Origin of the sequence: Streptomyces niger, from assembly GCF_000718305.1 — a bacterium.
GTDB classification, from domain to species: Bacteria; Actinomycetota; Actinomycetes; order Streptomycetales; family Streptomycetaceae; genus Streptomyces; species Streptomyces niger.
Map to the genome: position 1 here is coordinate 174,854 of NZ_JOFQ01000010.1, position 20,293 is coordinate 195,146.

Annotated in this window: 18 protein-coding genes and 1 tRNA gene; 10 read left to right on the forward strand and 9 right to left on the reverse strand. The window is 72.3% G+C overall.

Going from position 1 to position 20,293, the window contains the following annotated elements; all coding sequences use genetic code 11:
- Positions 1-97 precede the first annotated feature (97 nt).
- Complete coding sequence (gene larC, locus IF20_RS20995) at positions 98-1,330, forward strand: nickel pincer cofactor biosynthesis protein LarC (protein ID WP_052866794.1); 1,233 nt, start codon at positions 98-100, stop codon at positions 1,328-1,330.
- A gap of 66 nt (positions 1,331-1,396) precedes the next feature.
- Here larC and larB read toward each other — a convergent pair whose 3' ends face one another.
- The 5 genes from larB to IF20_RS21020 all read right to left on the reverse strand — a co-directional run bounded on the left by larB (position 1,397) and on the right by IF20_RS21020 (position 7,253).
- The gene (gene larB, locus IF20_RS21000) at positions 1,397-2,146 is read right to left on the reverse strand and encodes a nickel pincer cofactor biosynthesis protein LarB (RefSeq protein WP_052866795.1); all 750 of its coding nucleotides are present in this window, start codon (positions 2,144-2,146) and stop codon (positions 1,397-1,399) included.
- A complete protein-coding gene (locus tag IF20_RS21005) occupies positions 2,143-3,006 on the reverse strand; it encodes an ATP-dependent sacrificial sulfur transferase LarE (RefSeq protein WP_052866796.1) in 864 nt (287 codons plus the stop codon). Before IF20_RS21005 ends, larB begins: the two co-directional genes overlap by 4 nt.
- 55 nt (positions 3,007-3,061) lie before the next feature.
- Positions 3,062-4,360, reverse strand: coding sequence for a lactate racemase domain-containing protein (locus IF20_RS21010; protein ID WP_052866797.1), 1,299 nt, complete (start codon positions 4,358-4,360; stop codon positions 3,062-3,064).
- A 247-nt stretch (positions 4,361-4,607) separates the two neighbouring features.
- Complete coding sequence (locus tag IF20_RS21015; protein ID WP_052866798.1) at positions 4,608-5,519, reverse strand: YceI family protein; 912 nt, start codon at positions 5,517-5,519, stop codon at positions 4,608-4,610.
- Positions 5,520-5,810: 291 nt separating this feature from the next.
- On the reverse strand, positions 5,811-7,253 hold the full coding sequence (locus IF20_RS21020) for an MFS transporter (protein ID WP_199896690.1): 1,443 nt from the start codon (positions 7,251-7,253) through the stop codon (positions 5,811-5,813).
- 184 nt (positions 7,254-7,437) lie between these two features.
- Between IF20_RS21020 and IF20_RS21025 the strand changes: the two genes are divergently transcribed.
- The 4 genes from IF20_RS21025 to IF20_RS21040 all read left to right on the forward strand — a co-directional run bounded on the left by IF20_RS21025 (position 7,438) and on the right by IF20_RS21040 (position 11,049).
- Entirely contained in the window at positions 7,438-8,154 is a 717-nt protein-coding gene (locus tag IF20_RS21025; protein WP_199896691.1) for an IclR family transcriptional regulator, read from the forward strand.
- 98 nt (positions 8,155-8,252) lie between these two features.
- Positions 8,253-9,014: a (Fe-S)-binding protein gene (locus tag IF20_RS21030; RefSeq protein ID WP_052866800.1), complete on the forward strand. Its 762-nt coding sequence runs from the start codon at positions 8,253-8,255 to the stop codon at positions 9,012-9,014.
- Positions 9,011-10,552 (forward strand): LUD domain-containing protein, encoded by a 1,542-nt coding sequence (locus tag IF20_RS21035; protein WP_052866801.1) that lies wholly within the window; start codon positions 9,011-9,013, stop codon positions 10,550-10,552. Before IF20_RS21030 ends, IF20_RS21035 begins: the two co-directional genes overlap by 4 nt.
- Positions 10,549-11,049 (forward strand): LutC/YkgG family protein, encoded by a 501-nt coding sequence (locus tag IF20_RS21040; RefSeq protein ID WP_052866802.1) that lies wholly within the window; start codon positions 10,549-10,551, stop codon positions 11,047-11,049. The genes IF20_RS21035 and IF20_RS21040 overlap by 4 nt, the downstream gene beginning before the upstream one ends.
- A 113-nt stretch (positions 11,050-11,162) precedes the next feature.
- On the opposite strand, the gene IF20_RS21045 is transcribed toward IF20_RS21040, so the two are convergent.
- Positions 11,163-12,773 (reverse strand): AMP-binding protein, encoded by a 1,611-nt coding sequence (locus IF20_RS21045; protein WP_110944390.1) that lies wholly within the window; start codon positions 12,771-12,773, stop codon positions 11,163-11,165.
- 451 nt (positions 12,774-13,224) lie between these two features.
- Between IF20_RS21045 and IF20_RS21050 the strand changes: the two genes are divergently transcribed.
- A complete protein-coding gene (locus IF20_RS21050) occupies positions 13,225-14,085 on the forward strand; it encodes a GNAT family N-acetyltransferase (protein ID WP_052866803.1) in 861 nt (286 codons plus the stop codon).
- Positions 14,086-14,240: 155 nt separating this feature from the next.
- Entirely contained in the window at positions 14,241-15,032 is a 792-nt protein-coding gene (locus IF20_RS21055) for a VOC family protein (protein ID WP_052866804.1), read from the forward strand.
- A 93-nt stretch (positions 15,033-15,125) separates the two neighbouring features.
- Here the strand turns inward: IF20_RS21055 and IF20_RS21060 are convergent, their stop codons facing one another.
- From IF20_RS21060 to IF20_RS21070, 3 genes are all read right to left on the reverse strand, one after another.
- The gene (locus tag IF20_RS21060; RefSeq protein WP_052866805.1) at positions 15,126-15,947 is read right to left on the reverse strand and encodes an alpha/beta fold hydrolase; all 822 of its coding nucleotides are present in this window, start codon (positions 15,945-15,947) and stop codon (positions 15,126-15,128) included.
- Positions 15,948-16,149: 202 nt separating this feature from the next.
- Positions 16,150-17,568 (reverse strand): MFS transporter, encoded by a 1,419-nt coding sequence (locus IF20_RS21065; RefSeq protein WP_052866806.1) that lies wholly within the window; start codon positions 17,566-17,568, stop codon positions 16,150-16,152.
- Positions 17,569-18,011: 443 nt separating this feature from the next.
- A tRNA-Pro gene (locus IF20_RS21070) sits at positions 18,012-18,085 on the reverse strand.
- Between the two features lie 165 nt (positions 18,086-18,250).
- Here IF20_RS21070 and IF20_RS21075 point away from each other — a divergent pair.
- The 3 genes from IF20_RS21075 to IF20_RS21085 form a co-directional block, all read left to right on the forward strand.
- On the forward strand, positions 18,251-18,541 hold the full coding sequence (locus IF20_RS21075) for a YiaA/YiaB family inner membrane protein (protein ID WP_199896692.1): 291 nt from the start codon (positions 18,251-18,253) through the stop codon (positions 18,539-18,541).
- 96 nt (positions 18,542-18,637) lie between these two features.
- Positions 18,638-19,366, forward strand: coding sequence for a transketolase (locus IF20_RS21080; RefSeq protein WP_052866834.1), 729 nt, complete (start codon positions 18,638-18,640; stop codon positions 19,364-19,366).
- A 4-nt stretch (positions 19,367-19,370) separates the two neighbouring features.
- On the forward strand, positions 19,371-20,293 hold a 923-nt coding region (locus IF20_RS21085), incomplete at its 3' end, for a transketolase family protein (RefSeq protein ID WP_052866807.1).

Genomic DNA, 20,293 nt, shown 5'->3' on the forward strand with positions numbered 1-20,293 from the left:
GAAAGACCTGGTCGCACGGCGCGTGCCCGGTCCATAGGATCGAGGGCATGTCCGCCACGCCGCACCTCCGTCCGCCCCACCACCTGGAGGTGACCGCATGACCGCGCCCTACCGTGCCGCCTGGTTCGACGTCACCTCCGGCGTCGCCGGCGACATGCTGCTCGGCGCGCTCATCGACGCTGGGGCCGGTCCCGAAGCCGTGCAGCACGCGATCGACGCGGTGATCCCGGGCGCCGTACGGCTGACCCGGTCGTCCGTCACCCGCGCCGGGCTGCGCGCCACCCGGATCGGCGTCGAACCGCTGGCCGAGGACCATCCGCACCGGACCTGGCGCGCCATCAGGGGCCGGATCGAGGAGGCCGGGCTGCCGGGGCAGGTGGGCGACCGCGCGCTGGCGGTCTTCGGGCGGCTCGCGGCGGCGGAGGCCCGGGTGCACGGCGTGCCGGTCGAGGAGGTGCACTTCCACGAGGTCGGCGCCTGGGACTCGATAGCGGACGTGGTCGGGGTCTGTGCCGCGCTGCACGAACTCGGGGTCGCACGGATCACCGCGAGCCCGGCCGCGCTCGGCTCCGGCCGCGTCCGTACGGCCCACGGGGACCTGCCGGTGCCGGTGCCCGCCGTGCTCGAACTGGCCGCCGGCTGGGACGTGGTGGGCGGCGGCACCGGCGAACTGGCCACGCCGACCGGCATGGCGCTGGTCACCGCGCTGGCCACGGAGTGCGGCGGCCTGCCGCGGCTGCGGGCCGAGGCGACCGGGATCGGCGCGGGGACGCGGGACACCCCGGGGCGGCCGAACGTCGTACGGGTGGTGCTCGGCTCCGTCCCGGCCGCCGCGGTCGGGGCGGACGAGGAGAGCTCCGCCGTCGTCCTGGAGGCCAACGTCGACGACCTGGACCCGCGGCTGTGGCCCGGCGTCCTCGCCTCGCTGCTGACGGCCGGCGCCTCGGACGCCTGGCTGGTGCCCATCCTGATGAAGAAGGGCCGCCCGGCGCACACGCTGCGGGTGCTGGCGCCCCGGCAGCGGGCCGACGCGCTGCGCGACCTGATCTTCCGTGAGACCAGCACCATCGGGGTCCGCGAGTCGGCCGTACGGAAGACCGCGCTGCAGCGTACGTGGGTACGGGTCTCCGTGGCGGACGGGGCCGAGGTACCGGTCAAGGTCGCACACCGCGGCGGAGTGATCGTCCAGGCCACCCCCGAGTTCGAGGACGTCGCCGCACTCGCCGCGGAACGGGGCCTGCCCGCCGCCGCCCTGCTGGACGCGGCGGTCGCCGCGGCGGTGGCGCACGGCCTGGTACCGGGAGCGGCGCTGCCGGAGGCGCCGGGCTAGCAAGGGGTCGGCAGCACAGGATGTGGGGCGCGGGGGCCGGACGCCGGTGGTGTCGTGGGGCGGCCGTCAGAACGGTGCGGCTATCTGGGCCGCCAGGTGGCCCGCGCCGTAGCCGTTGTCGATGTTGACGACCGCGACGCCCGGGGCGCAGGCGTTGAGCATGGCCAGCAGCGGGGCGAGGCCGCCGAAGGCGGCGCCGTACCCGACGGAGGTCGGCACGGCCACGACCGGCGCCGCGACCAGCCCCGCCACGACGCTGGGCAGCGCGCCGTCCATGCCCGCGACGACCACGACGGCCCGCGCGGAGCGCAGCAGGTCGAGCTTGCCGAGGACCCGGTGCAGCCCGGCCACGCCCACATCCGCCACGAACTCGGTCTCCCGGCCGAGGTAGGCGGCGGTGAGCAGCGCTTCGCGGGCCACGGGAAGGTCGGAGGTGCCGGCGCAGACCACGGTCACCTTGCCGCCGACCGCGGGCGGCTCCGCCGGTGGCCAGGCGAGCAACCGGGCCACCGTGTCGTGCCGGGCGTCGGGCAGTTCGGCCAGTACCGCCTTGGCGTGCGCGTCGTCGGCCCGGGTGAAGAGGGTGACGGGCGGTGGGGAGTCCGGGCCGTCCGCCTCTGCCCCCGGCTCGGCGCCGCCCCGGGGGTACCGGTGGCGTACCGCGGCGGCGATGGCGGCGACCTGGGCCGGCGTCTTGCCCTCGCAGTAGACGGCCTCGGGGTAGCCGCGCCGCGCGGCCCGGTCGTGGTCCAGCTCGGCGACGCCCGCGAGCGTGGCGTCCACGAGGTCCGGTACGCCGTCGGACGCGGTGGTCATGGCCCCTCCGTGACGCCCACCAGCGGCAGCGTGAACGCGCCCGACTGGATGCCGGCAAGATCGACGGCGACCATGCGGAAGCCGGCCGCGCGGACCGCGCTCAGCACCGCCTCGCGCAGCTCGTCGGAGGCGGCCCGGGCGAGCTCCGCGACCGGCAGCTCGATCCGCGCCACCTCGCCGTGGTGCCGCACCCGGCAGTCGCTGAACCCCAGCCCCCGGAGCGCCTTCTCGGCCCGCTCTATCTGGCCGAGCTTGGCGGGCGAGACCTCTTCGAAGTGCGGGATGCGGGAGGCGAGACAGGGCGCGGCGGGCTTGTCGGCGCACGGCAGCCGGAGGGCGCGGGCGAGGCGCCGTACGGCGGCCTTGTCCAGGCCCGCTTCGGCGAGCGGTCGCAGCACGCGGTGTTCGGTGGCGGCGCGGCTGCCGGGCCGGTCCGGGCGGCGGGCGTCGTCGGCGTTCTCCCCGTACGCGACGGCCACCAGGCCGTGCTCGGCGGCGATCTCGTCCGAGATCCTGGTGAACAGCTCGTCCTTGCAGTGGAAGCAGCGGTCGGGCCCGTTGGCGCGGTACGCCGACGACTCCCCCTCGTACGTGGTGACCTCGACGACCCGGGCGCCGATGAACGCGGCCACTTCGTGGGCGCCGGCGCGCTCGTCGGCGGCGAGGCTCGGTGAGACGCCGAGGACCGCGACGACCCGCTCGGCGCCGAGCGCCCGTACGGCGAGGGCGAGCAGCAGCGAGGAGTCCACGCCGCCGGAGAAGGCGACGCCGAGCGGGGCGGCGCCGCGCAGCAGTGCGGCGACCGCGTCGGCTGCTTCGGCGTCCGCGCCCGCGAGTTCCGGAAGCTGACCACCTGTCATGTGCGACTCCTCCGCATCACTCTTCGTCACGGCTGCTCCTCTGCACGGCTGCTCCTCATTTCGCGCGCAGCCGGTGCAGGATCTCGCCCGCGTGCGGGACGACCAGGGTGTCCGGGTCGGCGGCGAAGGCGGCGGGGTCGATCTCCGCCGGATCGAGGTGGTTCAGATTCGCGGCGCGCACCACGTCCTCGGGGATGCCGGTGGCGAGCGTGACCGTGACCCGGCAGCGCTCCTCGCCGGTCTCCGCGTCGTACGTGCCCGCGCCGCGCAGGTGCGTGGAGTGCGCCAACACGCCCCAGTGCAGGTGCCGGAACCGGTCCCACTGCTTGGTGAAGTAGTCACGGCAGTGGTAGCCGATGTCGGCGATCTCCGGGTGCATGGCGGAGAGCTGCGTGATGTGCGGCGCGTGGAGGATGACCTCGCCGCCGTCGGCGACCACCGGCTCCAGCTTGTAGAAGCCCTTCGCCGCGGTCCAGATGTCGTCGTACTTCTCGGGCATGAGCGACAGCACGCGCCGCACGGGGGCGTCCAGGTAGCGGACGTGGGTCTCGGCGGAGACCTCGGCCGCGGCGGCCCAGGCCGCTTCCGGCGTGCCGTACGCCAGCGAGTGCAGCGCGTCCGTGCCCGACCGGACGACGGCGCAGAGGGCGAGGCGTCGGCCGGGGATGAGCGCCGCGGCCTCGTCGATGAGGGCGCGTACGGGGGTGATGCCGCGGGTGCCGATGATGTCGGCGCTGGTGATGAGCGCGCCGAGCCAGTGCGAGAGGTCGATGATCTCGGCACCCGCGACGCCGGGGAAGAAGTACTTGTTGCCGCCGGAGAAGCCGACGACCTCGTGCGGGAAGACGGGGCCGAGCACGAGGGTGACGTCGTGGTCGACGACGGCGCGGTTCAGCCGGACGTCGACCGCCTGGTGCAGCAGCCCGCCGGACAGCTCGCCGACCCGGTCGGCGGAGATCGTGCCGAGCGAGACGAAGGTGTTCGGGTCCCACCACTCGTGGTTCCGCACGGTCATGCCCGGATAGCGCGCGGCGAGCCGGCCCTCCGGGTATCCCAGGTGCCGGGCCAGCCGGGGTTCGTCCATGGCGGCGTGGGTGCCCAGCGCGACCAGGACGGTCAGCCGGCTCACCCGCCCGGCGAGCGCGCCGTGCACGGCGGAGAGCAGCAGCGGCAGCGGGCAGCTGCGCGTGCCGTCGGGCACGACGACGCAGACGCTGCGCCCGTCCAGGTCCTCGTCGCCCAGCACGCCCGCCACGAACTCCGTGACCCGCGCCTCGTCGAGGACCGTCCCGGGCCCCCCGATCCGGACGACCCCGGCCGCCACCCCGTCCTCCGGCCCCGCGTTCTCCTTCATGGCGGAACGATCTCCGAGCACGGTCCCCCGGCGCAAGGCCTGTGGACAACTCACGCGAGGAAGGGCTGTGGACAACTCACCGCGAGGGAGGAGGGTTCACCGGCCCGCACAAGAAGCGTGTCCGGTACCGCATCCTGCCGTGCGAGCCGGAGCGTACCGCCGCGGCCGTCGCTCCACGCGCCGGTCATGTGGGCCGGCGGCCTCCCCTCCGTAGGAGAGGCCGCCTAGCCGCGAGGTGACCGCCGCCCTAGTCCGGCGGGGTCGGGGTGTCCGGGCTGCGGTACATGGCCTGGAGGTCCAGCTCCAGCTTGACCGTGGGGCCGACGACGGCGATGCCGCGGGCGAGCATGCTGCGCCAGTTGAGGGTGTAGTCCTCGCGGTGCAGCTCGGTCTTGGCCAGGGCGGCGCAGCGCAGTTCCTCGCCGTAGCCGCCGTTGACGGCGCCGAGGTAGGTGGTGTCCAGGTTGACGGTGCGGCTGACGCCGTGCATCTCCAGGACGCCCTGCACGACCCACTTCTGGCCGCCCTTGTGAATGAAGCGGGTGGAGGCGAAGTGCAGGTACGGGTAGTTCTCGACGTCCAGGAAGTCCGCCGAGCGCAGGTGGCCGTCCCGGGTGTTGTTGCCGGTGTTGATGCTCGCGGCCTCGATGCGTACCTCGATGCGCGAGTCGGCCATGTCCGGCGCGACCCGGATGCCGCCCTGGAAGCGGGTGAAGCGGCCGTGCACGTTGGCCATGCCGACGTGCTTGGCGATGAACCGGATCGCGGTGTGCGGCGGGTCGAAGAGCCAGGTGCCGGGCTGGGGCAGCTCGGGCGGCTCGGAAGACTCCAGCCGGATCTGGGAGAGCGGCAGGGTCTCGCCCTCGCGGACGTCGATGGTCTGCCGGTTCGGCTGCAGTCCGTCGGCGGAGACCAGGACGCTGTACCGGCCGACGGGCAGCGTCACGAAGAACAGACCGTACGGGTCGGTCGTCAGCTTCGCCACCACCTGCCCGCCGTGCGCCGAGGTGACGACGACCTCGGCCTGGGGCAGAGGCTCCCCGAGCGGGTCGAGCACCTCACAGTTGAAGGCACCCGCACCCGGGGGGACGGGATGCAGGAGGCCGGCTCCGCGCGGACCACGGGCGGCCCGCTTCCTCCGGAGCAGTGCGATGGGCATGCCATCACCTTTCTTCGCGGTGCATGTCAACAAGGCCCTTGTTACGGGGCCGTGGGAGAGGGGGGTGACGGTGACCAGGACCGTCCCGGTGCCCACGATTTCATGCACGGCGCCCGACCGCTCACCCACCCCGCCCCATTGACCTGCGCATTTTCGGGCGGAACGGCATGAACTACCGGGCGGCACGGGGAATTCGTCCAATGAATTCTCCGTATCCGGCGCTCGCCGCACCGCCATTGATCAGCACACTGAGCGCCGGCCCGGAACATTCACCTTCCGTACACCGTTTTGTTATGCGGCGGGCTCGCCGGAATCGCGAAGTGCCGTGCCCGCGGGCGACGATGGGGCGGCCGAGCCCTCCCCCGTCTCCTCCTGCTCCACGTAGCCGTAGACCTCGGGGAGGAGGTAGGTGGCCGCGAGGTAGCCGGTCAGCGAGAGCAGCGAGACGATCACGGTCGCCAGCGGCACGCCCAGCTCGGTGAAGAGGATCGGGAAGAAGAAGATCGACACGAAGGAGGCGAGCTTGACGAAGAGGTAGCCGAAGCCGGACGCCGTGGCCTTGTACCGACTCGGCGCCACCATCGAGGCGATGGTCATGCCGTTGGACGCGTCCCAGTAGTGGCCCCACATCAGGCCGGCGGCGGCCAGCGGCACCAGCACGTGCCACTCCAGGTGCAGGAAGAGCGCGGCCAGCAGCAGCGAGACGAACGCCATGCCGTAGCCCACGCGCGCCACCCCGCGGTGGCCGATCCGTGGGGTGATCTGCGGCGCGACGAAGCCCGCGACGGTGGCGATGATGTAGATCGCGCCGGTGACGAAGTTGGTCGCGCCGATGCCGGACACGCCGGTGAGGACGAGGATGACCGGCAGATAGAAGGCGAAGGCGGCGAATTCGGCGCCCTGCATGGCGTTGGAGATCCAGGCGAAGACGCTGGCCTTGCGGCGTACCGGGTCCTGCCAGATGCTCGCCAGGAAGTCGCGGGTGCGCGGCCGCTCCATGACGAAGTCCTCGTCCGGCAGCATGTCCAAATCGTCGTTGAACATCTCCTTCGCGACGGCCTTGGCCTTCTTGAACTTGCCGCGCTGCACCAGCCACAGGGCCGTGTCCGGCACGTCCAGCCGCCCGATGAGCAGCGCGAGCGCCGGCAGCGCGCCGAGGCCGAGGCCGATCCGCCACAGCAGGCCGTGGTCCATGCCGCTGAGGTACAGCACGGTGATCACCGCGATGGCGGCGATCTCGCCGAGCCCGAACATGCCCTGCCAGCGGTTGCCCATCACCTCCCGCTTGCCCTTGGGCATGGTCTCCATGATGTAGGCGTAGCCGGTGGAGATGTCGCTGCCCAGCGGGATACCGAGCAGGAACCGGACCGCCACCAGCTGCCACATGCTGGTCACGAAGGACTGACTCAGCGCGAGCACCACGAAGAGCGCCATCGTGATGATGAAGACCTTGCGCCGGCCGATCCGGTCGGCGACCCAGCCCCCGCCCAGCGCACCGATGAGCGCCCCCAACTGCACGGCGCCGGAGGCGAGTCCGAGCATCGCGGCGCTGGGATGCAGGTCGTTCTTGACGAACAGCAGCAGGAACGAGATCGCGTACAGGTCCCACGCCTCGATCAGGATCGTCGAGATCATGAGCCAGCCGGTGCGCCGCCCCGTGTCGGTGCCTTGTTTGCTGAGGACGTGCTGTGCTGCCCGGTCGGACAGCTGCCGTATCTCCGCCTGAGTCGGCACGGATTCTCCTGACGTCGGCACGAATGATCCAGGGATGTTCCGTCGCCTCGCCCGTTCTGTCAGGCGAAACGTCGTTCAGGGGGGTGGAATATCGGGGGAAGCTAGCCCTAGCCTCGAAGACGTGTCAACGAGTTCTGCACGGACGGATTCCGGTAGACCCAACGACGGCGCGGGACCGCGCAAAGTGCTGCGTCTCATCGAGGCGCTCTGCCATGCGCAGGAGCCCCTGCGCCTCGCCGACCTGGCCGCCGGCGCGGCCGTTTCCAAGCCCACGGCCCACCGGCTGCTGGGCACGCTGGTCGCCGAGGGCTGGGCGGTGGCGCACCCCGGCGGGCGGTACGGCATCGGCCCCACCGCCAGCGGGGTCGGCGCCGCGGTCGCGCGTGGCCACCGACACACCACCGTCGAGGCGGTCCTCGTCGAGCTCCAGGAGCGGATCGGCCAGACCATCCACGTGGGCCTGCGCAGCGGCGACCGCATCGTCTACACGCACAAGGTCGAGGGCGTGCAGCCGTTCGCGTTCCTGTCCCGGGTCGGCATGCAGCAGCCCCTGCACTCCACCGCCATCGGCAAGTGCGTACTCGCCGGACTCGACGCGACGGCGCTGGCCGAGCTGGTGGCCCGCACCGGCCTGGAGCGGCGTACGGAACGCACCCTCATCACCCTCGACGCGCTCTCCGCCGAACTCGCCGGCGTACGCGAGCGCGGCTACGCCCTGGACGACGAGGAGAACGAACCCAACGTGCGCTGCCTCGCCGCGCCCGTCCACACCCCGGACGGCCGCACGGTCGGCGCGGTCAGCGTCTCCACCGTCACCTTCGTCATCGGCCGCGAGGAGGTGCTGGCGCTGACGGACGCGGTACGGGAGACGGCACGGCGGGTGGAGTCGGTGATGGCCTGAGGACCCACGGGGATCTCCGCGCGGCTGCGGGGCACGGGACCGCCCGCGGCCGCGTCGGGACGGCAAGGGATCGACCGGTACGGAACTGGAGGAGTCGCATGACGGAAGCGGATGCGGGCGCGCGGCCCCGCCCGGCACGGGTGGCGCTGTTCACCTCCTGCATGGGCGACCTGGCGGCGGGCGGTCCGGCCCGCGCCACGGTGGAGGTGCTGGCGGCGATGGGGGTGGCGGTGGAGTTGCCGCGCGCCCAGACCTGCTGCGGCCAGCCCGCGCTGAACTCCGGGCACCCGGCGGAGGCCGGCGCGCTGCTCGACCGCTGGCTGCGGATCTTCGCGCCGTACGACGCGGTGGTCACCCCCGCCGGCTCCTGCGCCGCCTACCTCCACCACCACCTCGGCCGGCTCCGCGCCCCCACCCCGGAACAGCGCGCACTGGTCGAACACACCTATGAGTTCAGCCAGTTCGTCATGGCGTACGGCACGGAACTGCGGCTCCGACTGTCCGGTTCGGTCACGTACCACGACTCCTGCCACCTGGCCCGCACGCTCGGCGAGCGCCGCACACCACGTCAACTGCTGGGCAGAATTGAAGGGTTGACGGTCAGGGAGATGGCGGGCTGCGACACCTGCTGCGGGTTCGGCGGCACCTTCGCCGCGAAGTTTCCCGACGTGTCGGTGGCGATGGCCGACACCAAGCTCCGCTCGGCCGCGGCCGAGGGCACGGACTGGCTGGTCTCGGCCGACCCCGGCTGTCTGCTGCATCTGAGCGGCCGGGCGCGGAAGGCCGGGCCGCCGGTGCGCACCCGGCACCTCGCCGAGCTGGTCCGTGACGCGCTCGTCCCCTCGGAGGTGCCCGCATGACCGAGCATTCTTGTGGCGGCCCCACGGACGGGCAGCGCTCCACCGCCCTCGCCGGCCGCGAGCGCATCCGCCCCGACCGCCCCGAGTGGGCGGCCGGCGAGATCCCCGCGCACCGGCGCCCGCTGCCCCTGATCACGCGGGACGCGCTGACCGTCCGCACCGCCCGCCCCACCCACGACCGCCTCGCGGCCCTCAACGAGGAACGGCACGTCGGCACCTGGACCCCCGAGGTGGCCCGGCTCCGCGAGCAGGGCGCGGCCATCCGCCGCGAGACCCTCACCGACCTGGAGAAGTACCTTCAGCAGCTGACCGGGAGCGTCGAGCGGAACGGCGCCGTGGTGCACCGGGCCGGCACGCCCGCCGAGGCCCGCGCCGTCATCGCGCGGATCGCCCGCGAGAACGGCGTACGCCTCGCGGTGAAGTCCAAGTCGATGGCCACCGAGGAGATCCACCTCAACGCCCACCTCAACGCGGAGGGCGTCGAGGTGGTCGAGACGGACCTGGGCGAGTACATCGTCCAGCTGGCCGACGAGCGGCCCAGCCACATCGTCGGGCCCGCGCTGCACAAGTCCCGGCAGGACGTGACCGACCTCTTCGGGCAGCTCGCCGGTGCGGAGCTGTCGGGCGAGCCGGAGGACCTGGCGGCCTTCGCGCGCACCCGGCTGCGCGCCGACTTCAAGGCCGCGGACCTGGGCATCAGCGGCGTCAACTTCGCCGCCGCCGACACCGGCACCCTCGCGATCGTCACCAACGAGGGCAACGCCGACATGGTGACCTCGCAGCCGCGCGTCCACGTCGCCGTGATGACCGTCGAGAAGGTGATCCCGCGCTTCGCCGACCTGGGCGTCCTCGTCCCCCTGCTGTGCGACGCGGCGACCAAACAGCGCGTCTCCGTCTACCAGACGCTGGTCAACGGCCCGCGCCGGGCGGGCGAGAGCGACGGGCCCGAGCAACTGCACCTGGTCATCCTGGACAACGGCCGTACGAAGGCGCTCGGCACGCCGCAGGAGGAAGTGCTCGCCTGCATCCGCTGCGGCAACTGCCAGATCTCCTGCCCGGTGTACCGGACGGTGGGCGGCGGACACCCGTACAGCGCGGTGTACGGCGGTCCGATCGGCGCCGTCCTCAGCCCGCTGATCGGCGACCCCGGCACCGACTCCGACCTGCCCTTCCTCTCTTCGCTCTGCGGCGCCTGCTACGACGCCTGCCCCGTCAAGATCCCGATTCCCGACCTGCTGGTGAACCTCCGCGCGCAGCACGAGAGCGCACCGGCTGCCGGGGCGGCCCGCGCCGGCTGGCGGGCCTGGGGGCTGGCCTGGCGTACGGGGGCCGGTTTCCGCGCCACGCTGGCGGCGGCCCGGCTGGCCGGCCGGCTGCTGCCCGACCGGCTCCTGGCCCGGCTGCCCGGGCCCGGCCGGGGCTGGGCGGCGGGCCGCGCGCTGCCGCCCCTGCGGGAGGCGGGCGCCTTCCGCCGCTGGTTCCGGCGGTACGACGAGCGCAGGGCCGCGACCAGGAAGCGCGACGGGAGGCAGGGATGAACCAGGAGCTCGCGGAGTTGTTCCGGGACCGGCTGGCGGAGGCCGGCGGGTCGGCGGAGCTCACCGCCTCGCACGACGAGGCGCTGTCGCTGGTCAGGGAGTGGGCGGGCGACCGCCCGGTACTGGTCGACGACCACCCGGACCTGACGGGCCTGGAGGTCGCCGGGGACCGGCCGCCGGACCCGTGGGACGCCGAGGTCGGGGTCACCGGCGTGCTCGGGGCCGCCGCGGACACCGGCACCCTCGCGCTCGGCCCCGCGCCCGGCCGCCCGCGCGGCACGGCGGTACTGCCGGGCACCCACCTCGCGGTCGTACCGCTCTCCCGGCTGCACGCCGACTACGCGGCGCTGATCATGGCGCTCGGCCGGCTCGATCCCCTGCCGTCCGGCCTGCAACTGGTCACCGGGCCGAGCCGCTCGGGCGACATCGAGTCGGCGATGATCCAGGGCATGCACGGGCCACGCGCGGTACGGGTGGCGGTGTATCCGGACAGGTGACGGGCCGCGGCCTCCGACGGCAGTCACGGCCTGCCGGCCGGCCTCCGGCGCTCCCGTACGGGCAGGTACGCGTACGGGAGCACCGGTGCGGCCGAGCCGGCGGGCCCGGGCGGTCAGCCGGCGTCGCGCGCCGCCTCGGCCTGCTGCCGCAGCAGCTTCTTGTCGGGCTTGCCCGCGTCCGTCAGCGGCAGCGCGTCGACGAAGGCGATGCTCGCCGGCTCGTACATCGCGCCGCGCGCCTCGCGCACCCAGGCGCGCAGCTCCTCGGCCTCCAGGCCGCTGTCCGGCGCGGCCACGACCGCGGCGTGCACCTGCTCCATGTTGTCCGCGTCGCGGACGCCGAAGACGGCGCTCTGCAGCACCTTCGGGTGCGAGTTGAGCAGGTCCTCCAGCTCGGTGGTGTACACGTGGCCGCCGACGACCACGATCATGTCCTTGATCCGGTCGACGACGGTGATGTAGTTGTCGGCGTCGACGAAGCCCACGTCACCGGTGTGCAGCCAGCCGTCCTTGAGCACCTCGGCGGTCAGCTCGGGCTGCTTCCAGTAGCCGGTCATGGTGCCGGCCGAGCGGACGCAGATCTCGCCCAGCTCGCCCGCCGGCAGGTCGTTGCCGTCGGTGTCGCGGATGGCCACCTCGACGCCCGGCAGGATCTTGCCGGCCGAGCGCAGCCGCGCCAGGTTCTCCGGGTCGTGCTCCTCGGCGGGCAGCACACTGATGCCGCCGGCCTCGTTCTGGCCGTAGAACTGCACGAGCACCTTGCCGAAGCGGCGGACCGCGTCCGCGATCCGGGCCGGCGAGGACTGGCAGCCGCCGTAGGTGAGGGCGCGCAGGCTGGACAGGTCGCGGCGCTCGGAGTCCGGGTGGTCCATCAGCTGGTAGACCAGCGGCGGCAGCAGGAAGAGGTGCGTGATGCGCTCGCGCTCGATGGTGGCGAGCGCCTCGGCGGGGTCGAAGTCGTCGTGCAGGACGACGGTGCCGCCGCTGAGGAACATCACATCGGCCAGCATGCCGGCAGCGTGCGCGATGGTGGTGCACACCAGCTGCTTGGGCGTGTAGCCCTGCTCGGCCTGCTCCGGCATCATCCGGCGCATGCGGTTGAGCTGCCGGAAGGTGGTGACGATGCCCTTGGGGTGGCCGGTGGTGCCGCCGGTGTGCCGGATGGTGCAGATGTCGTCGGGCCGCGCGGTGCTCACGTACGGCTCGGCGGTCTGCTCGGCGGCGAGCGCCAGCACGTCCTGGCCGATCTCGCGCTTGGCCTCGCCGAGGGTGAGCACGGTCGGCACGGGCGCGCGCTCGGTCAGGTCGGCGGCGCGGTCGGCGAGACGCGGGTCGACGATGAGCGCCCGGGTCTCCACGTCGCGCACGATGTTGGCCTGCACGTCGGCGGAGAGCTTGTTGTAGAGGTGGTTGACGCGGCAGCCCACGAGGTTCGCGGCGTAGCGCGCGGCGATGGCCTCGGGGAGGTTGCCGCTGAGCAGCGTGACGGTGGTGCCGCGCTCGACGCCCTGCGCCGATATGGCGTGTGCCATGCGGTGCACCAGGTCGCAGAACTGACCGGCGGTCAGCCGGCGGTCGCCGTGTACGAGCAGTTCCCGGTCCGGGTCGGCCGCCAGCGCGTCGAGGTTGTCCTCGACGTACGTACGGAAGCCGTCCGCCGGCGAACTGCCCTGGTCTCCATGGGGGGTTGTGGTGGTCTGGGATGCGGCTGCCTCGGCAGGCATGAATGGTCCTCCTGTCACCGGCGCGCTCGTCCCCGCACCCCGGTGGTGGTACTCCGTCGGTCGGTGGTGCCCAGGGCTGGCACGGCGCACGACGGCGCACCCGGTACAAGTGAGCTCCCCCGCCCCGGGAATTGGTTGCCCCAGACAACCAATTCCCATGCTAACGCTCCACCCCACCCGCCCGCACATCACAATCCACCCGTTCCAGGCACTTGACCCCCTCTTTTCCTTTCTTTTCCCTAGCCGTTCCTTGACTTGACCTTCTCTTCCAGCGGCGTTCGGGCGCGCGTCAGGCCCCGCACGGCGTCCGGACCGACCGCCGACCGCCCTCCCGGGACCCTGGAGCGGCCGCCCGTAAGCCGCTGGATAGCGGCGTACGGATCGGGAAGGATGGCTCCCGCCCACCGGGCCGTCCCGCGGCGGCCCGCTCACCGCCGGAAAGGACACCGAAATGCTCCAACAGGCTCCTGACCAGCTCGTCGTCACGCGAGCGACGCCGGAGGACTGGAAAGTCGTCAGCGAGTGGGCGGCGGCCGAGGGCTGGAACCCGGGCCTGTCCGACGCGTCCTGCTTCTTCGCCCAGGACCCCGACGGGTTCTTCATCGGCCGCATCGACGGCGAACCGGTCACCGCCATCTCCGTCGTCAACTACAGCCCCGACTACGCCTTCCTCGGCTTCTACCTCGTCCGCCCGGACCAGCGCGGCCGCGGTCACGGCCTCGCCACCTGGAAGACGGCGCTCGCCCACGCCGGCGAACGGACCGTAGGCCTGGACGGCGTACCGGCCCAGCAGGACAACTACCGCCGCTCCGGCTTCGAACTGGCCTACCGCACCAGCCGGTTCGCCGGCACGGTGCCCGCCGACGACCGCCCCACCCCCACCGACGTCGTACCCGCCGCCACCGCCGGCCTGGACGCGGTGCTCGCGTACGACGGCGCCTGCTACCCCGCCGACCGCCCGGAGTTCCTGCGCCACTGGCTCACCACCGACGGCCACCGCGCGCTCGCCCGCGTGGTGGACGGCCGGGTGACCGGGTACGGCGTGATCCGTCCGGGCCGCGACGCCCACCGCGTCGGCCCGCTCTTCGCCGACACCGCCGAGGACGCCCGGGTGCTGCTCGACGCGCTCACCGCCGACCTGGGCGGCGCCCCCTTCGCCGTCGACATCCCGGAGACCAACGCCGAGGCCGTCGCGCTGGCCGAGTCCCTGGGGCTGACGCCGTCGTTCGACACGGCCCGCATGTACACCGGCCCCGTCCGCGACCACGCCACGTCCCGCGTCTTCGGCGTGACGAGCCTCGAACTGGGGTGAGGCCCGCATTCCGCTCGCCCCTTGGCCTACGCCGTCAGAATTGACCGTATGTTCGAATACTGCGCCAGGCGAAACGCAAGATCAGTGGATAGCGTGGCAAATCGAACAGACCTCTCGGAGGCATCCTCACAGCGGAAGACGGAAGAAGGCTCGTCATGGCCGTTACACCTGAGGGCACACCCATCTGGCTCGACGCCTCGTTCCCCGACCTGGCGGCGGCGAAGACGTTCTACGGCGAAGTGCTGGGGTGGACCTTCGGCGAGAGCGCGGAGGAACTCGGCAACTACACCCAGGCGTACTCCGACGGCAAGGCGGTCGCCGGTCTCGCGCCCCAGATGCCGGGGCAGGACGACTGGCCGACCGCCTGGTGCCTGTTCTTCGCCTCGGCCGACCTCCAGGCCCGCACGGACAGGATCCGTGACCTGGGTGGCCGGGTCGTCGTGGACCCCATGGCCGTCCAGGACTTCGGACACATGGCGATCGCCGCCGACCCCGGCGGCGTCGTCTTCGGCCTCTGGCAGCCCGGCACGCACCTGGGCTTCGAGAAGCAGGGCGAGCCCGGCTCGTACTGCTGGGCCGAGATCACCACGCGCGACGCGGCGAAGGCGGACGCGTTCTTCCCCGCCCTCTTCTCGTACGGCGTGAAGCGCATGGAGGACGAGGCGATCGACTTCGCCCTCTACGACCTGGGCGGCGACACCACCCTCGGCCGGATGCGGATGACCGATGACTTCCCGGCCGACCTGCCGTCGCACATCAACCCGTACTTCGCCGTCGAGAACTGCGACGACACCCTCGCGAAGGTCACGAAGCTCGGCGGCCAGGTGCACTTCGGCCCGCACGACAGCCCCTTCGGGCGCTTCGCCGCCGTCTCCGACCAGCAGGGCGCCGGCTTCTCCGTGATCGACCTGCAGACGATCGAGGGAGACCGGCCGAAGATCTCGTAGCGGGCACCTCCGCCCGCTCGGCCGCACCGCCTTCGCGCGCCTTCTCCCTCCGCTGCCCCGGGAGCCGTCACTCAGCTCCCGGGGCAGCGGCCGTCACCCCACCGACCGCAACGCGGCCACCAACCGGTCGGTGACCGCCGCCGGCTGCTCGACGTTCATCAGGTGCCCGGCAGCCGGAATCTCCTCGTACGTCACCGCGCACGGCGCCGCCTTCAGCCCTTCCAACATGATGTCGGCGGCCCGGCGCGGACAGAACGTGTCCTGCGCGGCCCCGACCACGACCACCGGGCACCGGACGGCGGCGAGGGCCGGGGTGAGCGGGCGCTGCCGCAGTCCCGCCATCGCGGCGGCCGCGTTGGCGTAGCCCTGGCCGTCCCCGATCGCGGCCATCCGGCGCGCGGTCACCGCCTCGGCGTCCGCGTCCGTGCCGTACAGCGCGGCCACCGTGTCCGCCCGCATCGCCGCCGCCAGCCGCTGCCGGTCGCCGCCCCGCACCAGCGCGATCCGCTCCTCGTAGAACTCCACGGCGGCCTTCCCCACCACCGTGGACGTACCGAACACCACGGCCCCCGTGACCAGTTCGGGCGCGGCCGCCGCCGCGGCCAGCACCACCGTGCCGCCCAACGAGAACCCGACGCACACCGCAGGGCCCGACACCTCCCGCAGGAACGCCAGCAGGTCGTCCCGCAGTTGCTCAAGGCGCCCCTCGGCCGCCCCCAACCCGCTCCCGCCGTGCCCGCGCAGGTCGTACGCGTACGTCCGCCATCCCGACACCGCCGCCTGCTGCCGCTCCCACGCCCCGCCGTCCTCCCCCAGCCCGTGCACCAGCACCACGGCCGGCCCGTCCCCGGCCACTCGGTACCGCACGTCGATGCCGTTCAGCCGGGCGCGGTTGCCGGCCGGTGCCTCCGTCATCGCAAGCCTTCTCTCTCCTCGTCACAGCGACTCTCGCCTTGGCCAACTTTCCGCCACGAGCCGAGAAAATTCATCGGTGCGGGCGGGGGTGCCAGCGCTATAGGCGGCGGTGGCAGTCGCGACGGACGGCCACGACGGATGGCCAAGGCGTCCAACGGGCAGGGGCAGCCGCGGCGGGCCGCGACGCGCCTACGGGCCGAGGTCAGGAAGAAGTACCGGAGACGGCGGCGGTGGCTTCCTGGTCGGGGTCGGTGCCGGGGGTCTCACCGTCGTCCAGCGAGACGTTCCTGGTCTCCTTGCCGAGCACCAGCGCGACCAGGGTCAGCAGCCCCATCGCGGAGAGGTAGCCGCCGACCAGCCACGGCGAGCCGTCGCCGGCCTCCCACAGCGCCACCGCGATGAACGGGGCGACGGCCGCGCCGAGGATCGAGCTGACGTTGTAGGCGACGCCGGATCCGGTGTAGCGCACGCTGGTCGGGAACAGCTCGGGCAGGAGTGCGCCCATCGGCCCGAAGGTCATGCCCATCAGCGTGAAGCCGAGCACCAGCCACAGCACCACGCCCAGCGTGCCCAGCCCGATCAGCGGCACCCACACGAGCCCGAAGACCACGATCGCTGCGGTGATCCAGAGCAGGGTGGTGCGGCGGCCGTACTTGTCGGCGAGCGGCCCGGAGATCAGGGTGAACGCGGCGAAGAACAGCACACCGAAGATCATCATCAGGACGAACGTGGTGTAGCTGTATCCCAGCCCGGGCACGGCCGCGTCCTTCGCGGCACGCCCGTAGCTCAGCGAGAACGTGGTCATCAGGTAGAAGAGCACATACGTCGCCAGCATGACGAACGTACCGATGATCAGCTGCTGCCAGTGGTTGCGGAAGACGGTGACCAGCGGCAGCTTGCGCACCAGCCCCGCCTCGCGGGTCTTGGCGAAGACCGTCGACTCGACGAGCCGCATCCGCACCCACAGGCCGATCGCGACCATCACCGCGGAGAACAGGAACGGGATACGCCAGCCCCAGTTCAGGAATGCCTCGGAGGGCTGGGAGGGGTCGGCGCCCGCCGCGGACGGCAGCAGCGCGGCGATGATCAGGAAGAGGCCGTTGCCGATGATGAAGCCGAGCGGGGCACCCAACTGCGGGAAGGTGCCGTAGAGGGCACGCTTGCCGCTCGGCGCGTTCTCGGTGGCGACCAGCGCCGCACCGCTCCACTCACCGCCGAGCGCGAACCCCTGCGCGATCCGCATCAGCACCAACAGCGCGGTGGCCACCCAGCCGGCCTGCGCGTACGTGGGCAGCACGCCGATGAGGAAGGTCGCGATACCCATGGTGAGGAGCGATACGACCAGCGTCCCCTTGCGCCCGAGCCGGTCGCCGAGGTGTCCGAAGAACACGGCACCGATCGGGCGCGCGATCATCGCCGCGCCGAACACCGCGAACGACGACAGCAACGCCGTGGTCGGGTCGCTGCTCGGGAAGAAGAGCTTGGGGAAGACCAGCACGGCGGCGGTCGCGTAGACGTAGAAGTCGTAGAACTCGATCGTCGTGCCGATGAGGCTGGCGATGAGCACACGGGATCGCGGATTGACGGGTGCCTGGGTGGGGCTGGTGGCTGATGCGGGCATGTCTCGGTCTTTTCTCGGTCGTTCCTCGGTCTCTCGCACGAGGCTGGCGAACACTCGTCGACGACGAGCGCCGACACCCCGAACGGCACCGCGCGTCCCCCTCACAGCAAGGCCGCACGAACCGCCGGAGCAGCGCGAGGATCTCACGCATCTCATTTGCCGGTCCAGGGATATCACTATGTGGACGAGGGGAGGGCGAGAGGAGGACGATAGGGGGAGGGCGACAAGGGACGAATGCGCCGAGTGCGGCGAGGGCCTGGGCAGCCGAGTGCTGCGAGGGCGCGGGCAGTGGCCGTACCGAACCGCGCGTGGGCGACGGGGAGTTCAAGCGGCGCGCGCTGCGAAAGGAAGGGGAGGCTTCGGACCGTCAGGAAGGAGGGCATACGACAAGAGGCCGTATCGGATGCGCTCCGATACGACCTCTGTTCTGCGACTCTCGCGAGTCGGGACGACAGGATTTGAACCTGCGACCCCTTGACCCCCAGTCAAGTGCGCTACCAAGCTGCGCCACGTCCCGGTGCCTGGTCCGCTCGGGGTGTCCCGGGCGGCCGTGCACGAGAACAATACCCCATGTCAGAGGGTGCGCGCTGCGGGATGGCGGAAGGGGCGGGGGTGACGTGCGGGGACAGGATGAGTAGGCGTACTCATGTGGTGCGGGTCACGGGGCGCCACGCTACCCCTCATGAGCACACCATCCATTCAGCGCCCGACGACGACCGCCTTCTTCGTGCAGGCCGCGCTCTCGTTCGGGCTGTCGCTGGCGGCCCTGGCCATCGGGATCGCCAAGCTGCCCGTGGGGGCCTGGGAGCGGAGCTTCCTCGCGCTCGGGCTGATCTTCGTGGTGTCGTCGGCGTTCACGCTGGCGAAGTGCGTCCGCGACCGGCAGGAGGTCGAGGAGGTGACCAACCGGGTGGACAAGGCCCGGATCGACAAGCTGCTCATCGAGCAGGACGTGTTCAAGCCGGGGGTGTGAGGCGCGGGCGGGCGATGGCGGGGGCGGGTACACCCCGGCGGGCGTTCGCGGCGGATGCTTGACCTCAAGTTTGGTTGAGGTCGCAGTGTGGTCGGCATGACGGATACGACGACCGACACCACGACGATGTTCGCGGGGCCCACCCCGCCTCCGTACGACCGACTTCCGTACCTCATGGGGCTCATGACCGGGGACGAGAAGCACGGGCCCGCCGCCACCTCGACCCTCGACGCGCTCTGGGTGCTGTACGACCGGGTGCTGCGGATCTCGCCGGAGACCGCCGGGGAGCCGGACCGGGATCGCTTCCTGCTGTCCAAGGGGCACGGGCCGATGGCGTACTACGCGGTGCTGGCGGCGAAGGGGTTCTTCCCCGCGGAGTGGCTGCCCGGGTTCGGCTCGTACGACTCGCCGCTCGGGCACCACCCGGACCGGCAGCTCGTACCGGGCGCGGAGATCGGCAGCGGGTCGCTCGGGCACGGCCTGCCGCTCGCCGTGGGCACCGCGCTCGGGCTGCGCGCCCAAGGCCGCACCGATCCGGCGGTCTGGGTGCTGATCGGGGACGCCGAACTGGACGAGGGCAGCAACCACGAGGCCCTTGCGTACGCGGGCCCTGCGGGGCTGGACCGGTTGCACGTCGTGGTGGTCGACAACGCGTCCGCCTCGTACCCGCTGGACGGCGGGATCGCCGCGCGCTTCGCCGCGGCGGGGTGGTCGGTGCGGACCGTCGACGGCCGCGACCACGACGCGCTGTACGCCGCGTACACCGCACCGCACACGGGACGGCCGCACGCCGTCGTCGCCCGCGTCGAGCCGAAGGAGGCCTGAGCTCATGGACACCATGCGGGAACGCTTCGCCGCTGTCGCTTCGCGGTTGCTGGACGAAGATCCGCGGCTGGCCGTCGTACTCGCCGAGATCGGCAAGGACGGCTTCGTCGCGGCGCGGGAACGCCACCCGGATCGAGTGCTGAACGTGGGGATCAGGGAGCAGTTGCTGGTCGGAGTGGGCGGCGGTCTGGCGCTGACCGGTATGCGGCCGATCGTGCACACCTTCGCCAGCTTCCTGATCGAGCGCCCCTTCGAGCAGGTGAAGCTCGACTTCGGACACCAGGGGGTCGGTGGCGTGCTCGTCAGCGCCGGCGGCTCGTACGACTGGCCCGCGGGCGGCTTCACGCACATGTCACCCGGTGACGTGGCGCTGATGGACACGCTCGACGGGTGGACCGTGCACGTGCCGGGGCATCCGGACGAGGCGGAGGCGCTGCTGCGGCACGCCGCGGCGGCCGGCGACGACAGGGTCTACGTACGGCTGTCCGTGCAGACCAACGAGGCGCCGCGGCCGGTGGACGGCAGCCGCTTCCTGACGCTGCGCGAGGGGCGCGTGGGGACGGTCGTCGCGGTCGGGCCGATGCTGGACAACGTGCTGGCGGCGACGGCGGACATGGACGTCACGGTGCTGTACGCGACGACCGTGCGGCCCTTCGACGGGGCGGCGCTGCGGGCCGCCGTGGGCGGGACGGGCGCGGCCGACGTCGTCCTGGTCGAGCCGTACCTCGCGGGTACGTCGACGGCGGCCGCGGGCGAGGCGCTGCAGGAGACCCCGCACCGCGTCCTCGGCCTCGGCGTGCGCCGACAGGAACTGCGCCGCTACGGCGACATGCCGGCCCACCTGGCGGCACACGGGCTCGACGCGGCGTCGCTGCGGGAGCGGATCGGGGGGCTGTCTCTTATACACATCTCCGAGCCCACGAGACT